The following is a 15,945-nucleotide window of genomic DNA, read 5'->3' as shown; positions in this document are numbered from 1 at the left end:
CATCGCCGGCGCGATTGCCTATATGATTCATATATGTTTCATATATGGATGGCACTATGGGCATCGTGAACATCGATGGCGAGCTGCATGATCAGTTGCGCAAGGCAAGCGGCGTGTCATGTCGGTCTATCAACGCTCAGGCAGCGTTCTGGATGAAGATTGGCATGCTGTGCGAAATGAATCCCACGCAAAGCTTCAATGAGATCGTCACTCGCGAACTGCGGGCTGCGGGTGTTGTTGCGCAAAGCTTGAAGGTGGCTTCGTGACCAAGGAACCTGGGGAAATTGCCCTGATGGCCGAATCGGGCAGGCTATTGGCAGAGGTTTTTTCTCGCCTGGATCGCCTGAATCTGGTCGGCATGTCCACCATGCAGGTCAACGATCTGGTGGACCACTTCATTGTCGACGAACTCCACGCGCGCCCAGCCAGCAAAGGGCAGTACGGGTACGCCTACGCCCTCAATGCCTCCCGTAACCACGTCGTTTGCCACGGCGTTCCGTCCCCCGCGGAGGTCCTCCAGGACGGCGACATAGTGAATTTCGATATCACGCTGGAGAACAATGGCTACATTGCGGATTCCAGTAAGACGTATCTGGTCGGCGAAGTCTCTCCGCTTGCCAAACAACTCGTGCGCGTAACGTATGAAGCGATGTGGAAAGGAATCAAAGCCGTCCGCCCAGGCGCGAGACTAGGTGATGTGGGGTATGCCATTGAGCGACATGCTCGCCGCAATGGCTACTCAGTCGTGCGGGAATACTGCGGGCACGGCATCGGTCGAGAAATGCACGAGCCCCCAGAGGTCCTGCATTGGGGAAAGCCGAACACGGGTCTGGTGCTGCGAGAAGGCATGGTGTTCACCATCGAGCCGATGATCAATCAGGGGCGGCATGCGGTTCATACGGAAGCCGACGGCTGGACTGTGGTGACGGGTGACGGAAAGCTGTCCGCACAGTTCGAGCACACAGTCGCCGTAACTCGACAGGGCGTCAGAGTGCTGACGCTACGCGCGGATGAAAGAATGCCGAACTGACCCGTGTTGAGGCAGGGGTTACCACGCATCGTGTCGATATTGGGGTCGAGTCCGAAGTCGAAGCCTTGGCTCGCGCCATCCCCAAGATCGATCACCTGGTCACGACAGCCGCCTCACTGGTATTCAAGCCGTTCATGGAGACCGCCCGATCCGACATCGACGCGATGCTAGGGTCGAAGCTGCTGGGGCCGATGCATCTGGTCCGGCATCTGGTGGCCCGCATGACCAAAGACAAGGGAAAATGAAAAAGCCAGCCGATGGCTGGCTTTCAACGAAGCGCTTTCCACCGGGCCGACTAGCGGCCCGGCTCCCACTTACAGAAACTTGAACAGGTTCATCCCCTGGATCTGCATGAACGACTGCTGCGCGCCTTGCAGCGCGGTCTGGCGCTGATAGAACTCGCTGATGGCGGCCGCGTAGTCCAGGTCCTGCAGGCCCGACAGGGTCTGCGCGTTGGACAGCGCGCGGTTCTCGCCGATGGTGTCCAGCGCGTCGACTTCATTCAGGCGCGAGCCCACCGACGAGCGCACCGTCAGCACGTTGTCCAGGGAGTTGCTGAACTGGCGGATGCCCGTGGCGATCACGTTCTGCAGGTTGGCGTTCGCCGCTTCCTGGTTCAGGCCGGTGTTGATCGGGGCCTTCAGCGCGTCGATCACGGCCTTCAGGTTTGCGAACACGTCCGCGCCGGCCTGCTGCGCCGGCTTGGCGGTCATGGTGTCGCCGTCTGCCGGGACGCCCTTCACCGAGAACGACACGCCTGCCACCTTGATGGCCACGTTTTCAGAGTAGTCCGTCGGGGTGCCCACGGCGGTGCCGGTGGTGGTGTCCATGATGCTGTACTGCATCTTGCCCGTGCCGGCGTCGGTCTGGAACGTCAGCGTCAGCGAGTGGCCGTACAGCGGGTCGGTCGGGTCCGTGACCGAGATCGCGCTGTAGGTGCCCGTGCCGGTATTGGCCGAATTGCCCTTGAGCACGTAGCCGGCGTTGCCGGTGACGCTCATGAACACTTCCGAACCGTTGTTGCCCGCTTCCATCTGGCGCGCGGCATCCACCTGCAGCAGCTGGTGGCCGGTATCGCCCTGGTACATCGCACCGCCCGCCGCGTTGAGCGAGAACGGCACGGTGCCCGACTGCAGGCCGGCGAAGATGTAGTTGCCGTTGCCGTCGTCGGCGTTGGCCAAGCCCATCAGCTGGTCGAACTGGCCTTGCAGCGCAGTGGCCAGCGACGCGCGGTCGTTGTCGCTCAGCGTGCCGTTACCGGCGTTCACCAGCATGGTCTGTATGTTCTGGATCGTCGTGGTGACGGTGGCCAGCGTGTTGTCTTCCAGGCCGAGGGAGGCCGTGGCCTGTCTGCGCGACGTGGTGTACTGCGTGTTCACTGCACCGGACTGCGACACGCCCAGGGCGCGCGTGGCGGCCACGGGGTCGTCGGACGGCGTCAGGATGCGGCGGCCGGTGCCGAGCTGCTGCTGCACGTGCAGCAGGGCCGATTGCTGGCCGTTCATCGAGGCCAGGCCCTGATGGTACAGGGTAGAGGTTGCGACGCGCATGGCGAGATTCCTTCGTATCCGTTGAGATCGTTGGCCGCCGCGATTACGCGCCGATGCCGATGAGGGTGTCGAACAGCGTGCTGGCCGTCTGGATCACGCGTGCGTTCGCCTGGTACAGCTGCTGGAACTTGAGCATGTTCACGGTTTCCTCGTCCATGTTCACGCCCGAGACCGACTGCTGGGCCACATAGATCTGGTTGGTGATGCTGTCCTGCGAGGTCGAGGCGATGGTCGCCGACTTCGTCGCGCTGCCCACGTCGTTGACCAGCTGCGCGTAGGCGTCGTTGAAGCTCGACGTGCCGTTGATCGTCTTGGCCGTCTGCAGCTTGGCCAGCGCCAGCGCGTTGCCGTTGTCGGCCACGGCGCCGGTGTTGTTGGCCAACGTGAAGGTGTCGCCGTTATTCGGCGCGCCGTTGAACGTGAACGTCATGCCGTTGAAGGTCACGTCGGTGCCCGTGCCGTTGGGCGCGGTGCTGGTCGGCACGACTGCCGCGCCCAGCGCGTTGGTGAACGTGTAGGTGCCCGTGCCGCTGTTGTAGGTGGCCGTGATCGGCGCATTCGCCAGCAGTGCAAAGCCCTGCGCCACATTGGTGAGCTTGGCGGTGCCCGTGCCGGTGTTGTTCTTGTTGACGTCCGCGCGCGCCGGGGAAGCCGCGGCTACCTTGGCAGGGTCGGTGATCAGCGTCCCGAAGCTGGCGGCGGCGTTGCGCGTCGGCTGGATCTGGAACGAGTCGTTGGCGTTCATCGGCGCGCTGAGGCTGATCGAGACACCATCGACGACCATCGGCGTGGCGGCGGTCGGGGCGCCCGCCTGCGAGGCCACCACTTTGTTGTCCGAGAGGCGCGTCAGCGTGTAGTTGGTGCCATCGAACTTCAGCGCGTAGTCGCTGGTCGTCAGGTTGCCGGCGTTCGTGATGGTGGCCGAGGCGATCGCCGCCGAGGTGTTGTTCTTGTTGGCGTAGACCACCGGCGAGCCCAGCGAGAACATGTCCGTGCCGATGGCGCCGTTCAGGTCGATGCCCAGCTTGTGCTGGTCGTTGAACGTTTGGCCGATGGCCAGCGAGAGACGGCCGATGGCGTTCTGCGCCGGCTCCAGGGAGTCCGAGCGGAACTTCAGGATGCCGCCGAGCGAGCCGCCCGTCACCGAGCCCTCGGGGGCTTCGATGATGTTGCCGCTCAGCAGCGTGTAGCCCACCGTTGTGCGGCCGGGGTCGGTGGCCGAGGGCTGCGCCACCATGTCGTACGAATCGCTGCCCATGACCAGCGGCTGGCCGTTGCCGACGAACACGTTGTACGTGCCACCGTCCTGCACCACCACCTTGGCGCCGACCAGTTCGGTCAGCATCGCCACGGCCTGGTCGCGCTGGTCGAGCAGATCGTTCGGCGGCTGGCCACCGCCGGCGGCGGTCATGCGCGTGATTTCCTTGTTCAGGTTCGCGATCTGCTTGGTGTAGTCGTTGACCTGCGTCACCGTCGACTTGATCTGCGTGTTCAGGCCGTCCTGGAGCTGCTTGAAGTAGTCGCTGGAGGACTTGATCTGGCCGGCCAGCGCCTGGGAGGCCGAGAGCAGGCTCTGGCGCGCGGCGGTGTCTGCCGGCGTGTCCGACACGGCCTGCACGGCGGCGAAGAACTTCTGCATCAGCGGCGAGAGGCCACCCTTCTGGTCGGCCAGCAGGTTGTCGATCTGCGAGAGCTGGTCCGCGTACGTCGCCAGCTGGGCGCTGGCCGACGTGGCACCACGCAGCTGCCCGGTCAGGAAGCTGTCGTACACGCGCTGCACGGTAATGGTGTTGGAGCCCTGGCCGTAGAAGCCCGAGCTGGTGTACTGGCCGCCCGCCGACGCGATGATCGTGTTCTGGCGCGTATAGCCCGCGGTAGCTGCGTTGCTGAAGTTGTGGCCGGTCGTCGTCAGCGCGTTCTGCGCCACGTTCAGGCCCGAAAGACCGATATTAAAGAGAGACATGTGTCTGACCCCGGATCTGTTGGTAGCCTTCGGCGTGCGGCCGGCGGCGGTGGATGAGCAAGTTAACGGCGCGAACCACGCGGGACTTTAGCGTCTCATCGGCCATTTCCACGTGTTGGCCGGCGCGCATGTTGTGAGCGATCACTTGCGTGAAGACGTAGTCTGGAAGCGCCAATAGCGCGACCGAAAGCGGGCCGCGCGAAGCGTGGGACGGGAGATTGGGCGGCGTATGCGTTGCCATGCCGCCCATCCGTCAGGTCGAAACCTTCTTCATGATCCGGACCAGCTTCTCGCCGTAGGCCGGATCGGTGGCATAGCCGGCGCGCTGCAGGCCATGCGCGGCTTCTTCCGCGCTGTTGGCGGCCACCACGCCCGCGTAGCGCGAGTTGGTGGTCAGCAGCCGCGCGTAGTCAGCGCACGCTTCGTCGTAGGAGCCGTAGGCACGGAAGCGGGCCCGCACCTTCTGCGGCTGGCCATCGACATATTCGGTGGTCAGCACCTCGGCGGTCGGCCCCTTCCAGTTCGCGCCGGCCTTGATGCCGAACACGTTGAAGGTGGTGGAGCCATCCGGGTTGGTGATCTCGCGGCGGCCCCAGCCCGATTCGAGCGCGGCCTGGCCGACGATCAGCTTGGCCGGCACGCCCGAGGCGCGCGAGGCGGCCATGGCCGGCGCGGCCAGCCGGTTGACGAAGTTGCTGATGTGTTCGGGGGAGTCGTCCGGGAGCTGGCCCAGTTGCGACTGGCCGTTCTGCTGCCAGTCCGCCTGGCCCTGATACTGGCGCACGCCGGCGGTGGGGTTCCACGCATTGCCGGGCAGCACCGTGCCGATCGGCGGCGGGCCGTCGGCGTCGGTGGCGCCCCGGCTGTCCAGCAGGGCCGCCATCTGGCCATCCTGCGGGCGGCCGCCCACACCGGGCGCGGCCATGGTGTCCGGCAGCTGCGTGCCCGTGGCACGCGCCAGCTGGCGGATCATCACATCGGCCAGGCCAATGCCGCGCGAGGACAGCTGCTGCGAGAGCTGCTGGTCCATCATCGACATGTAGAGCTTGGTCTGCTCGTTGTCGAACATGCCGTCCTGCGGCGTGGCGTCGCGCATGCTCTTGAGCACCATCTGCGTGAAGACGGCCTCGAACTGCTTGGCGGCCGCCTGCAGGGTGTTCTGGTTGTTGCCGGCGCGAGCCTGGTTCTTGAGCGCCTCGAAGCCCTGCGTATCGAGCGCGAAGCGCTGCGAGACGTCGGTCTGCGAGGAAAGCGTGGCGCCCGACATCAGATGATCTCCAGTTCCGCGCGCAGCGCCCCGGCGGCACGCATGGCCTCGAGGATGGTCTGCAGGTCGGCCGGCGTGGCGCCGAGCGCGTTCAGGCCCTTGACCACCGCGGCCAGCGAGGCGCCCGCCTTGACGATCTGGAGCGAGCCGCCACCCTGCTTGAGGTCGATCTGCGACACCGGCGCCACCACGGTCTGCCCGTTGCTGAACGGCGCCGGCTGGCTGATCACCGGTTGGGTGTTGATCACCACCGACAGGTTGCCGTGCGCCACGGCGCAGTCTTCCACCGTCACCGCCTGGTTCATCACGATGGAACCAGTGCGGGCGTTCAGGATGACCTTCGCGGCTGCCTTGGCCGGGGTGACGTCGAGGTTCTCGATCCGTGCGAGGAAGCCCACGCGTGCCGTCGGCGCCTGCGGGGCGCGCACCTGCACCACGCGGCCATCCATGGCGGCGGCGGTGCCGGGGCCGAGGTTGCGGTTGATGGCGTCGACCACGCGCTCGGCGGTGCCGAAATCCGTATCCTTGAGTTCCAGGTTCATGTAGCCGCCTTCGGGCTGGAAGGCCGCGACGGCACGTTCCACCACGGCGCCGTTGGCGATACGCCCCACGGCAAGCTGGTTGATCTGGACCTTGCTGCCGTTGGCCGACGCGCCCGCGCCGCCCACCAGCATGTTGCCCTGCGCGATGGCGTACACCTGGCCGTCGGCGCCCTTGAGCGGCGTCATCAGCAGCGTGCCGCCGCGCAGGCTCTTGGCGTTACCCATCGACGAGACCACCACGTCGAGCTGGCTGCCGGGCTGCGCGTACGGCGCCAGCGTGGCGGTCACCATCACGGCGGCCACGTTCTTCAGCTGCATGTTCTTGCCGGCGGGCAATGTCACGCCGAGCTGCGATAGCATGTTCGTAATGCTCTGCGTGGTGAACGGCGTCTGCATGGTCTGGTCGCCGGTGTTATCCAGCCCCACGACCAGGCCGTAGCCGATCAGCGGATTGTCCCGCACGCCCTGGAACGTGACGAGGTTCTTCAGGCGTTCCGCATGCGCCGTGCCGGCGCCCACCAGTCCGAAGACCAGCGCGAGCGCGAGCAACAGGCGCGGAAGAGAGACCGCGCGACCCCAGCGGGTAGGAAGGCCGGGCGGGGTGCCCAATAGCGAGCCTGGCTTGTGGAAAGGCATCGGAGGCAGAAACATGGCGGGATCAGAACGGTAAGACATTGAGGAAGAAGCGCTGCAGCCAGCCCATGTTCTGCACTTCGTCGATGTATCCCTTGGCGGTGTACTCGATCCGTGCATCCGCCACCTGGGTGGACGGCACTGCGTTGTCGCCGGTGATCGTGCGCGGATTGACCACGCCGGAGAAGCGGATGAACTCCGCCCCCTGGTTGATGGCCATCTGCTTTTCTCCGGACACCACCAGGTTGCCGTTGGCCAGCACTTCCAGCACCGTGACGGTGATGGTGCCGTTGAAGGTGTTGGCGGCGGTGGCGCCGCCGCTGGCCTTCAGGGCATTGCTGCCGTTGACATCGGCATTCGACCTGGCGCTGAACAGCCCGGCCAGCGCACGCGGCACGGCGTCGAACGACAACGTCGTGCTGCCCGTGCGGCTGGCATTGGTCCCGGAGTTCTTGCTGGCGTTGACGTTCTCGCTGATCACGATGGTCAGGATGTCGCCAACGTTACGTGGCCGCCGGTCCTCGAACAGCGGATTGCCCGCGTAGGACGAGGCGAAGATGGAACCCGTGGGCGCGCCCACGGCGCGCGGCTCGGCGCGTGCCGTGGTGGGCGTCTGTACGAGGGGCTCCTTCGGCATCAGTGCGCAGCCGCCGCTCGCCAGCACGGCCAGGCCGGCAAAGGCGTACAGGGCAAACACACCGAGGCGATGCAGCTTGGCGGCCATGGTCACTCCCATCATCCCATCTGGGTCAGGCGTTGCAACATCTGGTCGGACGTCTGCACTGCCTTGCTGTTGATTTCGTACGCGCGCTGGGTCTGGATCATGCTGACCAGTTCCTCGACCACGTTCACGTTCGACGCTTCAACGTAGTTGTTCTGCAGCGTGCCCGCGCCGTTCAGGCCCGGCACGGTGGTATTCGGTGCGCCCGAGGCATCGGTCTGCGCGTAGAGGTTCTCGCCCAGGCTTTCCAGGCCGGCCGGGTTCGGGAACGTGGCGAGCTGGATCTGGCCGACGGTGGCGGCGTTGGTCTGGCCCGGCTGCATCACCGTGACGGTACCGTCGCGGGCCACGTTCACCGAGGTGTAGTTGGCCGGCAGCGTGATGGCCGGGTTCAGCACGAAGCCGCTCGAGGTCACCAGCTGGCCGTTCGGATCGACCTGGAACGAGCCGTCACGCGTGTAGGTGGTGGTGCCGTCCGGCATCGTCACCTGGAAAAAGCCCTGGCCGATGATGGCCACGTCGCGCGCGTTGCCGGTCTGCGTCGGGTTGCCCTGCGTGTGGATACGTTCCGTGGCCACGGGGCGCACGCCGGTACCCAGCTGCATGCCCGAGGGCAGCACGGTCTGGTCCGACGACAGCGCGCCCGGCTGGCGGATGGTCTGGTACATCAGTTCCTCGAACACGGCGCGGCTGCGCTTGAAGCCCGTGGTGGACACGTTGGCCAGGTTGTTCGAGATCACGTCCATCTGCGTCTGCTGCGCATCGAGGCCGGTCTTTGCAATCCAGAGTGAGCGGATCATGGTTTTCCTTCGAGTTCTGTGTCAGCGCAACGCGCTTCAGTTGTTGGACAGCAGCGCGTTGGCCCGCTGGTCGTTGCTATCGGCGCCGGTAATCATCTTCATCTGCATTTCGAAGCGGCGCGCGTTGGCGATCATGTCGACCATCGCCTCCACCGGATTCACGTTGCTGCCCTCCAGCGCGCCGGAGATCACGCGCACGGTGGGGTCCTGCTCCAGCGCGTTCACGCCGGGACGCAGGCGGAAGTAGCCGTCGTCACCGCGTGCCAGCCCTTCAGGCGGCGGCGATACCACGCGCAGCTTGCCGACCTGGGCCAGGCCATTGGCGGCCTCGCCCGGGCCACGCGCCACCACGGTGCCATCGGTACCGATGGATACCGTGGCGCCCGGCGGCACCGCCATCGGGCCGCCATCGCCCAGCACCGGCCGGCCGACCGAGGTCTGGAGCTGGCCGTCGGCCGAAATTTGCAGCGCACCGGCGCGGGTGTACGCCTCGGAGCCGTCGGGCATCTGCACCGCCAGCCAGCCGTTGCCTTGCAGGGCGACGTCGAGGTCGCGGCCCGTGTACGTCAGCGGGCCGGCCTTCATGTCGGCGCCCGGCGTGGAGGCCAGCGTGAAGGCGCGGGTCTGCGTCTCCTGCCCCACCACCGGTACAGCGCGATACAGGTTGATCTGCGCGCGGAACGCCGGCGTGGAGGCATTGGCCAGGTTGTTCGATACCGCGGCCTGTTGGTCGAGTATCTGCTTGGCGCCCGAGAGGGCGGTGTAAATCATGCGGTCCATGTCGGCGTTCCGGCGGAGAGATCAGCGTGGATCAGATGTTCACCAGGGTCTGCAGGACGGTGTCCTGCGCCTTGATGGTCTGCGCGTTGGCCTGATAGTTACGCTGCGCGACGATCAGGTTGACCAGCTGGCCGGACAGGTCCACGTTGGACTCTTCCACGGCGTTCGACTTCAGCGTGCCCATGGCGCCACCGGCCGTGCCGAGCAGTTCCTGGCCCGATGCGCCGGTGGCGGACCACACGTTGTCGCCTTCCGGCTTCAGGCCTTCCACGTTGCCGAACGTCGCCATGGCGATCTGGCCCAGCGACAGCGTCTTCTCGTTCGAGTAGGAACCGAGGATCGTGCCGTCTTCCTGCACCGAGAAGCCCAGCAGCGCGCCCGAGGCGTAGCCGTCCTGCACGATCTTCTTCGGATCGTTGTCCGAGCCGAACTGCGTGGAACCGGTCAGGTTCAGGTTGGCGGTCAGCGCGGCGGCGCCGTTGGCGGCCGGCAGTGCGAGCGTCGGGTTCGCCGGCGTCGTCGATTGCATCACGCCGTTGCTGTCGAAGGCCATCGAGACCGGCATGCCGGCCAGCGTGTTACCCGCGGAATCGGTCAGGTACATGTTCCAGTTGGTGCCGCCCGGCACGGTCGGCGCGGCAGCCGACTTGGAGAAATACGCGGTGACCTGCTGCTTGTTGCCCAGCGAGTCATAAACGCTGATCGCCGTGCTGTAGTTGAACATGTCCGAGGTCGGCAGCGCGCCCGGGGCGCTGGCGAAGGCCGTGGTCGGCACGGTGCTGCGCGAGTCGAGCTGGAACTGCGCCGTCACGGTCTGCGTGGCGCGCGGGGGCATCTGGGCGTTGCTGATGGTGATCGGCTGCGGGGCCACGCCACCGGCGGTGGTGCCAGCCGGGTAGCCCGTGACCTGCAGGCCCGTGGCGTTGACCAGGCGGCCATCGTCCAGGCGGTTCATCTGGCCGTTGCGCGAATAGAACACCGAGCCATCGGTATTGGTCAGGCGGAAGAAGCCGTTGCCGTTGCTGATGGCCACGTCCAGGTTACGGCCCGACGAGGCGATGTTGCCGTTCGTGAACGACTGCACCACGGCGTTCACGCGCGTGCCCAGGCCGATCTTCGAACCCGCGTACACGTCCGCGAACTGCGCGGTGGATTGCTTGAAGCCAACCGTGTTGGCGTTTGCGATGTTGTTGCCAATCACGTCCAGGTTGGACGCGGCGGCGTTCAGGCCGCTTACCCCTTGACCAAAACCCATGATTTTCCCCTAATAAGGCTGTCGTTCGTGAATTGCCCGCGCGTATGCCGGACCGGGTGATACGTAAAAGTGGATCAGGAAATGCGGCGCACGTCGTCGACGTTGGCGGTCTTGCCGTCGCCAAGTTCGACCAGCACGCCGGTGCTGTCACCGCTGATGGACTGGACCTTGCCGTAGACCAGCGCAATGGCGCTGACATCCTTGCCCTCGGCCGTGCCGGACACCTTGAAGGTGTACTCGCCATTGGCCACGGCGTTGCCCTGGTCGTTCTTGCCGTCCCAGGCGATGTCGTGCACGCCGGCGGTCTGGCCCTTCATGTCGATGTTGCGGACCACGTTGCCGTTCTTGTCGAGCACCTGCACGGTCACCGAGTCAGCCGTGGACGGCACGTCCACACCGATCTTGGTGGCCACGCCGTCTGCCACGGTGATCGCGTTGCCCGGCACCATCACGGTCTTGCCGATCAGGTTGGCGGAGTCCATCGCGCGGCTGGCCGCGGTCTGCGAGAGCAGCGCGGTCAGGGTCTCGTTCATCGTCTGCAGGCCACTCACCGTGCTGATCTGCGCCAGCTGCGAGGTGAGCTGGGCGTTGTCCATCGGGTTGAGCGGGTCCTGGTTGTTCATTTGCGTCACCAGCATCTTCAGGAAGTTGTTCTGAAGATCTGCCGCGCTGGAGCTGCCGCCCTTGAGCGCGTCGTTGACGGCGGAGTTGCTGTTGACGGAAGAAGTGGTCGTCATGGTGTCGGTTCCGGCGGTTCCTGGAAGGATTCGAAAAGTTGTGGATTACTGACCGATCGTCAGCGTCTTCAGCATCATGGTCTTGGCGGTGTTGAGCACCTCCACGTTGGCCTGGTACGAACGCGACGCCGAGATCATGTTGACCATCTCTTCCACCGGGTTCACATTGGGCATCGTCACGTACCCGTTGGCGTCCGCCAGCGGGTGCGACGGGTTGTGCACCATCCGTGCCGGGGCGGCGTCTTCCATGACGCCGGCCACCTGCACGCCGCCCACATCGGACTGGCCGGGCGTGGGCGCCATCTCGAAAATCACCTGCTTGGCGCGATACGGCTGGCCGTTCGGCGCCACGGCGCTGTCCGCGTTGGCCAGGTTGGAGGCCGTCACGTTCATCCGCTGCGACTGCGCGGCCATGGCGGAGCCGGCCACGTCGAAAATGTTCATGCTGGGCATGGTCGGTCCTGGTTAGCTCTGGATCGCCGACAGCATCGTCTTGATCTTGCTGCTCATGACCGTCAGGCCGGCTTCGAAATGCACCGTGTTGTCGGCGAACGCCACGCGCTCGGTGTCCATTTCCACGGTGTTGCCGTCCATGCTCGACTGCAGCGGAATGCGGTAGTCGAGGTCGGCGCTGCCCGAAGTCGGCGCCTGGCCCGGCAGATGGCGCACCTGCGTGGTGGAAAGCGTCATGCCTTCGCTCTGGCGGCCGCGCTCCACCGACGTCGCCAGGGTGCTGGCGAAATCGAAATCGCGTGCCTTGTAGCCCGGCGTGTCCGCGTGGGCGATGTTCGAGGCAATCACCGATTGCCGCTGGGTCCGGAGGCTCAGGGCTTCCTGCTGGAAGCGCAACGCCGCATCGAGTCTGTCGATCATGTCTGCCTTTCCTGCTCTGGCTTCAACTTCGGGGAGAAAACTGCCGTAGACCTGGGAATACGTATACGCATCCCGGTCGGGGGCTTCTTCAGGGTTGCCATCTTAGGGGCCGGCCTGTCACGCCAATCGTGCGAATAGGACCGAGAAATCCGCGCAATTCGCGCCGACCCTTCGCGCGAGGCTGCCTACAATTGCCCCACAGATTCGTTGTTGTATTTCCGATGTTGTGTGGCGACATCGCGCGGACCCGCCCGTGCCGCCGCCCCCATCCTTGCTGGGATGACCCCTATGAACCTCACTCGCCAGGCCGCCGCCGGGCTGATGGCGCTGGCCGGCTTCGCGCTGGCCCCGCCGTCCGCCGCCGCGCCCGCCCAGGTCACGCCGGTGGCGTCGCCGTCGGCTCCCGCCCCGTTTGCCGACGACCCCGTACGCGTGGTCGTCGAACAGTTCCTGCTGCGCCAGGCCTCCGGCCTGCCGGGCAAGGTCAGCGTGCAGGTGGTGCCGCCTTCGGGCGGCCGCGCGCCCGATTGCATCCTTCCCGACCCGTTCCTGCCGTCCGGCGCCGCCCCATGGGGCCGCGTGGCCGTGGGCGTGCGCTGCGGTGGCGACCGGCCCTGGACGCGCTACGTCCAGGCCCGGGTGTCGGTATTGACTGATTACTATGTGGCGGCCCGCGCGATGGCCCCCGGCGAGACCATCAGCGCCGCGGACCTCGAAATGCGCCAGGGCGACCTGGCCGCGCTGCCGCGCGCCGTTGTGACGGATCCGACACAGGTAGCCGGCGCCGTGGCAGCCAACCGCATCGCGGCCGGCTCGCCCATGCGCACCGATCTACTCAAGAAGTCGATTGCCGTGAAGTCGGGCCAGACCGTCAACGTGACCGTCGAAGGTGACTCGTTCCAGCTCACCAGTGAAGGCAAGGTGCTGGCCGATGCCGCCACCGGCAATTCGGTGCAGGTGCGTCTGCGCAACGGTCAGGTCGTCAGCGGCGTCGTCCGGAGCGGCGACACGGTTGTCCTGCAGTAGCAAGCGTCACTTTTTTAACGGAAGAAGCCTGAAGTAGTCGCCTGGATTCCCGAGGAAGCAGGAAGTAAGAGCAGGCGTAGGCGGCGCGTGCGAGAATGCCGCCCAACCCTGATCAGGATGCAAAAACCCTAAAGTTCCGGGTGGAACATCCGATAAGCCAAGGGAACCCAGCAAGGATTTCACCGTGAAGATCAACCAATCCACTCCGTCCCTGCCCGCCGATGCCGCGGCAACCGACAGCGCAGCCCGTCCGGCCGCCAACGGTGCCGCCTCGTCCGCGACTTCCGGCGCCCTGACCGGCGTGCGCGTCAGCCCGCTGACCGCGCAAGTACGTGAGATCGGTTCGCGCCTGGTCAATGAGACCGACGACGACATCGATACCGCGAAGGTCGAGGAAATCCGCCAGGCAATCGCGGAAGGCAGGATCAAGATCGATCCCAGCAAGATCGCCGATGGCTTGCTCGCTTCGCTGCGCGAGTTGAGCCAAGGCGAAAGCCAATAACTCCCTGACATGAGCCAAGCCCTGATCCAGACCCTGAAGCTCGAAGCTGACGCCATCGCCGCATTTGGCCGCACCCTCGCCGAGGAGCGCGACGCCATCAAACGCCAGGATTTCCAGGCGTTGAGCGAGCTACTCAACCAGAAGATGGAATTGGCTCAGGGCCTCACGCGCGCCACCGCGGCGCGCGAGGCGCAGATGATTGCGCTGGGCCTGCGCGTGGGCCCGGCGGGCCTGCTCGTGGGCGGGCTGGTGGATGCGGACGTGACCGAAGCGTGGCGCAAGGTGGTGTTCTTCGCCAGCAAGGCCAAGGACGCCAACGCACTGAACGGCGCCATCGTCAACGCCCACCTCGAATTCACGCAGGAAGCCATCCAGGTGCTGCGCCAGGGCGGCTCGGGCCCCAACGAGATGTATGGCCGCGACGGCCGCGCGCAGAACGCCGCAAGCGGCGTGAGCCTGGCGGCCGGCTGAGTTACATACGCATCACACCGCCGGTCCCAACCCGGCGGTAGTCAGAACCGGCCTACGCAAGGCTAGGTCATCGACCGATCCCGGCCGGCAGGCACCTTGCCTACATTGACAGACAGGCGCATCCGCACGACACGCGCGGATGCCACCACTTTCTGTCTGGGAGGTGTCACTCATGTCCTTCGCGCTCTATCTCATCGGGCTCATGCTGCTTGTCGGCGGCATCGCCTGGGGCCTCAGCATCGCTGGGTTGGCTCCGGTTTATATCGGTATTGCCTGCTTGGTGGTACTGGGAATTGGAGTGATGTCGGCGGTTTCGCGGACGCGAACTAAGGATCCGTCGTAGGGAAAACGTCGGCCGTGGCCGACTTTTAGCTATTACGAAAGAACACGAAGGTTTTGTCTTCCAAGTTGTGCTCTTTTTTGTATTGCTTTTCCCAAGCCCAAAAACCTTCAGGCGGGTCCGAATCAATACCTCTCCGCCAATACTGCTCGCCATGAGTCAGCAGCATCGCCCAATGATAGTCAAGTTCGTGGGCGCGTAGGCCTACGTCCAAATATCCGTCCAGCGCATTTTCCACCAAGGAGGAAGCGAGGAGGACGGCGTTTGCCTGATCGTCACCCAGGTCACCGTACTTCACCATAATGGCCTGGATTATTGCCACCCAGGTACGAAAATTAAAAACCACACTTTCTCTGGGGTCGCGGTCGTTAACGATGACGATACCATCGACAATTTTGCTTTCCTCTATCACGCCCGATAATCTTTTGAGTCATACGCGTGCTTATCACGCTACCTCGGCAATTCATCACTGGAGACGAATCTCCTGTCTTTCAGACGATGCTCTTTCCCGAATTTCTTTTCCCAATCTCAAAAGCCTTCGCTGGCCGGCGTAGGGCGAGAGCCTCACTGAACACTTCTTGCTATGGCATGCCGAATTCAGTTTTGATCATAGAAAATGAAATTTCTTTCTTCCAAGTCGTGCTCTTTCCTGTATCGCTCATCCCACTCTTCGTAACCATCTGGCTCCTCCGTATCGATACCTTTCCGCCAATATCCTTCACCATGTGCCAGAAGCATTGCCCAATGGTAATCCAGTTCATGGGCACGCAAACCAACTGCCATATAGCTGCGCAACGCATTCTCCACCAAAGGCGAGTTCAGAAGAATCGAGGCGGCTTCTTTCTCTGTTTTTCCGGCGTATTGAACCATCAACCCCTTGATTATTTCCACCCAGGTGCGAAAATTAAAAACTACGCTTTCGCTGGGGTCGTGGTCGTTAACGATGACGATACCATCGACAATTGTGGTTTCATCCATTGCTAGCTCATCACTCCCGTTATTTGCAATTTCTCGCCTGTTTTTCCGTATTACTTTTCCCGATCCAAAAACCTTCTGACTCTGTAGAGTCGATAGCAGTTCCGCTGCCCTAATTTGCGCATCATCAACACTATTGCGTCATTCCCTTGTGGGTGAAAACAAAGTCCTCGGCCATAAGGTCGTGATCTTTTCGGTACTTCACCTCCCACTCCCAGAACCCTTCTGGCTCTATCGAGTCGATACCCCTCCACCAATAGCGCTCACCGTGCACCAATATCATTGCCCAATGATAGTCTAGCTCGTGAGCACGCACGACAACCGCCATATAATCATCCAAAGCCTCTTTCACAAGCCAGGAATTCATGAGTATGGAGTCTGCCTCTTTTTCCGACTTCCCCGCATAATCTATAATAATTGCCCTTATTATCGAAACCCACGTATGGAAGTTAAAAATGACGCTTTCCGCTGGATCTCTGT

General features: G+C 63.9%; 21 protein-coding genes. 7 read left to right on the top strand and 14 right to left on the bottom strand.

All coding sequences use genetic code 11. The features are described from left to right. Positions 1 to 56 precede the first annotated feature (56 nt). Genes AC1DFU_RS00655 through AC1DFU_RS00645 form a run of 3 tightly spaced genes read left to right on the top strand, consistent with a single transcriptional unit; the run spans position 57 to position 1,275 of the window. On the top strand, positions 57 to 266 hold the full coding sequence (locus tag AC1DFU_RS00655) for a ParD-like family protein (RefSeq protein ID WP_092295796.1): 210 nt from the start codon (positions 57 to 59) through the stop codon (positions 264 to 266). Then, positions 263 to 1,030 (top strand): type I methionyl aminopeptidase, encoded by a 768-nt coding sequence (map, locus tag AC1DFU_RS00650; protein WP_441592636.1) that lies wholly within the window; start codon positions 263 to 265, stop codon positions 1,028 to 1,030. The genes AC1DFU_RS00655 and map overlap by 4 nt, the downstream gene beginning before the upstream one ends. Then, entirely contained in the window at positions 1,027 to 1,275 is a 249-nt protein-coding gene (locus AC1DFU_RS00645) for a hypothetical protein (protein WP_477159666.1), read from the top strand. The genes map and AC1DFU_RS00645 overlap by 4 nt, the downstream gene beginning before the upstream one ends. Before the next feature lie 69 nt (positions 1,276 to 1,344). Here the strand turns inward: AC1DFU_RS00645 and flgL are convergent, their stop codons facing one another. The 11 genes from flgL to flgB form a co-directional block, all read right to left on the bottom strand. Next, entirely contained in the window at positions 1,345 to 2,580 is a 1,236-nt protein-coding gene (gene flgL / locus AC1DFU_RS00640) for a flagellar hook-associated protein FlgL (RefSeq protein ID WP_092295805.1), read from the bottom strand. 43 nt (positions 2,581 to 2,623) lie between these two features. Then, the gene (flgK, locus tag AC1DFU_RS00635; protein ID WP_092295809.1) at positions 2,624 to 4,543 is read right to left on the bottom strand and encodes a flagellar hook-associated protein FlgK; all 1,920 of its coding nucleotides are present in this window, start codon (positions 4,541 to 4,543) and stop codon (positions 2,624 to 2,626) included. 253 nt (positions 4,544 to 4,796) lie between these two features. Continuing rightward, the gene (gene flgJ / locus AC1DFU_RS00630; protein WP_441592637.1) at positions 4,797 to 5,810 is read right to left on the bottom strand and encodes a flagellar assembly peptidoglycan hydrolase FlgJ; all 1,014 of its coding nucleotides are present in this window, start codon (positions 5,808 to 5,810) and stop codon (positions 4,797 to 4,799) included. Continuing rightward, positions 5,810 to 7,003, bottom strand: a complete 1,194-nt coding sequence (locus AC1DFU_RS00625; RefSeq protein ID WP_092295818.1) for a flagellar basal body P-ring protein FlgI — start codon at positions 7,001 to 7,003, stop codon at positions 5,810 to 5,812. The genes flgJ and AC1DFU_RS00625 overlap by 1 nt, the downstream gene beginning before the upstream one ends. Positions 7,004 to 7,010: 7 nt before the next feature. Next, positions 7,011 to 7,709: a flagellar basal body L-ring protein FlgH gene (flgH, locus tag AC1DFU_RS00620; RefSeq protein WP_244844726.1), complete on the bottom strand. Its 699-nt coding sequence runs from the start codon at positions 7,707 to 7,709 to the stop codon at positions 7,011 to 7,013. A gap of 11 nt (positions 7,710 to 7,720) precedes the next feature. Continuing rightward, positions 7,721 to 8,506, bottom strand: a complete 786-nt coding sequence (gene flgG / locus AC1DFU_RS00615; protein ID WP_092295824.1) for a flagellar basal-body rod protein FlgG — start codon at positions 8,504 to 8,506, stop codon at positions 7,721 to 7,723. Positions 8,507 to 8,542: 36 nt separating this feature from the next. Next, on the bottom strand, positions 8,543 to 9,286 hold the full coding sequence (gene flgF / locus AC1DFU_RS00610; protein ID WP_092295826.1) for a flagellar basal-body rod protein FlgF: 744 nt from the start codon (positions 9,284 to 9,286) through the stop codon (positions 8,543 to 8,545). Positions 9,287 to 9,317: 31 nt separating this feature from the next. Beyond that, positions 9,318 to 10,541, bottom strand: a complete 1,224-nt coding sequence (gene flgE / locus AC1DFU_RS00605; RefSeq protein WP_092295829.1) for a flagellar hook protein FlgE — start codon at positions 10,539 to 10,541, stop codon at positions 9,318 to 9,320. A 74-nt stretch (positions 10,542 to 10,615) separates the two neighbouring features. After that, on the bottom strand, positions 10,616 to 11,278 hold the full coding sequence (gene flgD, locus AC1DFU_RS00600; RefSeq protein WP_092295833.1) for a flagellar hook assembly protein FlgD: 663 nt from the start codon (positions 11,276 to 11,278) through the stop codon (positions 10,616 to 10,618). Positions 11,279 to 11,323: 45 nt separating this feature from the next. Continuing rightward, entirely contained in the window at positions 11,324 to 11,731 is a 408-nt protein-coding gene (gene flgC / locus AC1DFU_RS00595) for a flagellar basal body rod protein FlgC (protein WP_092295836.1), read from the bottom strand. 12 nt (positions 11,732 to 11,743) lie between these two features. Continuing rightward, a complete protein-coding gene (gene flgB / locus AC1DFU_RS00590) occupies positions 11,744 to 12,151 on the bottom strand; it encodes a flagellar basal body rod protein FlgB (RefSeq protein WP_092295839.1) in 408 nt (135 codons plus the stop codon). A 288-nt stretch (positions 12,152 to 12,439) separates the two neighbouring features. On the opposite strand from flgB, the gene flgA reads away from it, so the two are divergent. The 4 genes from flgA to AC1DFU_RS00570 all read left to right on the top strand — a co-directional run bounded on the left by flgA (position 12,440) and on the right by AC1DFU_RS00570 (position 14,493). Further along, positions 12,440 to 13,177 carry a flagellar basal body P-ring formation chaperone FlgA gene (gene flgA / locus AC1DFU_RS00585; protein ID WP_441592638.1) on the top strand — a complete coding sequence of 246 codons (738 nt, stop codon included), beginning with the start codon at positions 12,440 to 12,442 and terminating at the stop codon, positions 13,175 to 13,177. Between the two features lie 184 nt (positions 13,178 to 13,361). Beyond that, a complete protein-coding gene (flgM, locus tag AC1DFU_RS00580; protein WP_149138701.1) occupies positions 13,362 to 13,679 on the top strand; it encodes a flagellar biosynthesis anti-sigma factor FlgM in 318 nt (105 codons plus the stop codon). A gap of 9 nt (positions 13,680 to 13,688) precedes the next feature. Further along, positions 13,689 to 14,150, top strand: coding sequence for a flagella synthesis protein FlgN (locus AC1DFU_RS00575; RefSeq protein ID WP_092295848.1), 462 nt, complete (start codon positions 13,689 to 13,691; stop codon positions 14,148 to 14,150). Between the two features lie 172 nt (positions 14,151 to 14,322). Next, positions 14,323 to 14,493 (top strand): hypothetical protein, encoded by a 171-nt coding sequence (locus AC1DFU_RS00570; RefSeq protein WP_177219943.1) that lies wholly within the window; start codon positions 14,323 to 14,325, stop codon positions 14,491 to 14,493. Positions 14,494 to 14,518: 25 nt separating this feature from the next. Here AC1DFU_RS00570 and AC1DFU_RS00565 read toward each other — a convergent pair whose 3' ends face one another. From AC1DFU_RS00565 to AC1DFU_RS00555, 3 genes are all read right to left on the bottom strand, one after another. Further along, positions 14,519 to 14,902: a hypothetical protein gene (locus AC1DFU_RS00565; RefSeq protein WP_441592639.1), complete on the bottom strand. Its 384-nt coding sequence runs from the start codon at positions 14,900 to 14,902 to the stop codon at positions 14,519 to 14,521. Between the two features lie 185 nt (positions 14,903 to 15,087). Continuing rightward, on the bottom strand, positions 15,088 to 15,468 hold the full coding sequence (locus AC1DFU_RS00560; protein ID WP_441592640.1) for a hypothetical protein: 381 nt from the start codon (positions 15,466 to 15,468) through the stop codon (positions 15,088 to 15,090). A 130-nt stretch (positions 15,469 to 15,598) separates the two neighbouring features. Beyond that, positions 15,599 to 15,832 carry a hypothetical protein gene (locus tag AC1DFU_RS00555; protein ID WP_441592641.1) on the bottom strand — a complete coding sequence of 78 codons (234 nt, stop codon included), beginning with the start codon at positions 15,830 to 15,832 and terminating at the stop codon, positions 15,599 to 15,601. Positions 15,833 to 15,945 lie beyond the last annotated feature (113 nt).

This window comes from Cupriavidus sp. 10L45 (assembly GCF_056395225.1).
This window is presented reverse-complemented; position numbering and strand designations above follow the sequence as displayed.

Coding starts and splice junctions, on each gene's coding strand:
- AC1DFU_RS00655 (WP_092295796.1), top strand. CDS start 57: ATGGGCATCGTGAACATCGATGGCGAGCTGCATGATCAGTTGCGCAAG.
- flgL (WP_092295805.1), bottom strand. CDS start 2,580: ATGCGCGTCGCAACCTCTACCCTGTACCATCAGGGCCTGGCCTCGATG.
- flgK (WP_092295809.1), bottom strand. CDS start 4,543: ATGTCTCTCTTTAATATCGGTCTTTCGGGCCTGAACGTGGCGCAGAAC.
- flgJ (WP_441592637.1), bottom strand. CDS start 5,810: ATGTCGGGCGCCACGCTTTCCTCGCAGACCGACGTCTCGCAGCGCTTC.
- AC1DFU_RS00625 (WP_092295818.1), bottom strand. CDS start 7,003: ATGTTTCTGCCTCCGATGCCTTTCCACAAGCCAGGCTCGCTATTGGGC.
- flgH (WP_244844726.1), bottom strand. CDS start 7,709: ATGGCCGCCAAGCTGCATCGCCTCGGTGTGTTTGCCCTGTACGCCTTT.
- flgG (WP_092295824.1), bottom strand. CDS start 8,506: ATGATCCGCTCACTCTGGATTGCAAAGACCGGCCTCGATGCGCAGCAG.
- flgF (WP_092295826.1), bottom strand. CDS start 9,286: ATGGACCGCATGATTTACACCGCCCTCTCGGGCGCCAAGCAGATACTC.
- flgE (WP_092295829.1), bottom strand. CDS start 10,541: ATGGGTTTTGGTCAAGGGGTAAGCGGCCTGAACGCCGCCGCGTCCAAC.
- flgD (WP_092295833.1), bottom strand. CDS start 11,278: ATGACGACCACTTCTTCCGTCAACAGCAACTCCGCCGTCAACGACGCG.
- flgC (WP_092295836.1), bottom strand. CDS start 11,731: ATGCCCAGCATGAACATTTTCGACGTGGCCGGCTCCGCCATGGCCGCG.
- flgB (WP_092295839.1), bottom strand. CDS start 12,151: ATGATCGACAGACTCGATGCGGCGTTGCGCTTCCAGCAGGAAGCCCTG.
- flgA (WP_441592638.1), top strand. CDS start 12,440: ATGAACCTCACTCGCCAGGCCGCCGCCGGGCTGATGGCGCTGGCCGGC.
- AC1DFU_RS00575 (WP_092295848.1), top strand. CDS start 13,689: ATGAGCCAAGCCCTGATCCAGACCCTGAAGCTCGAAGCTGACGCCATC.
- AC1DFU_RS00570 (WP_177219943.1), top strand. CDS start 14,323: ATGTCCTTCGCGCTCTATCTCATCGGGCTCATGCTGCTTGTCGGCGGC.
- AC1DFU_RS00560 (WP_441592640.1), bottom strand. CDS start 15,468: ATGGATGAAACCACAATTGTCGATGGTATCGTCATCGTTAACGACCAC.
- AC1DFU_RS00555 (WP_441592641.1), bottom strand. CDS start 15,832: ATGAATTCCTGGCTTGTGAAAGAGGCTTTGGATGATTATATGGCGGTT.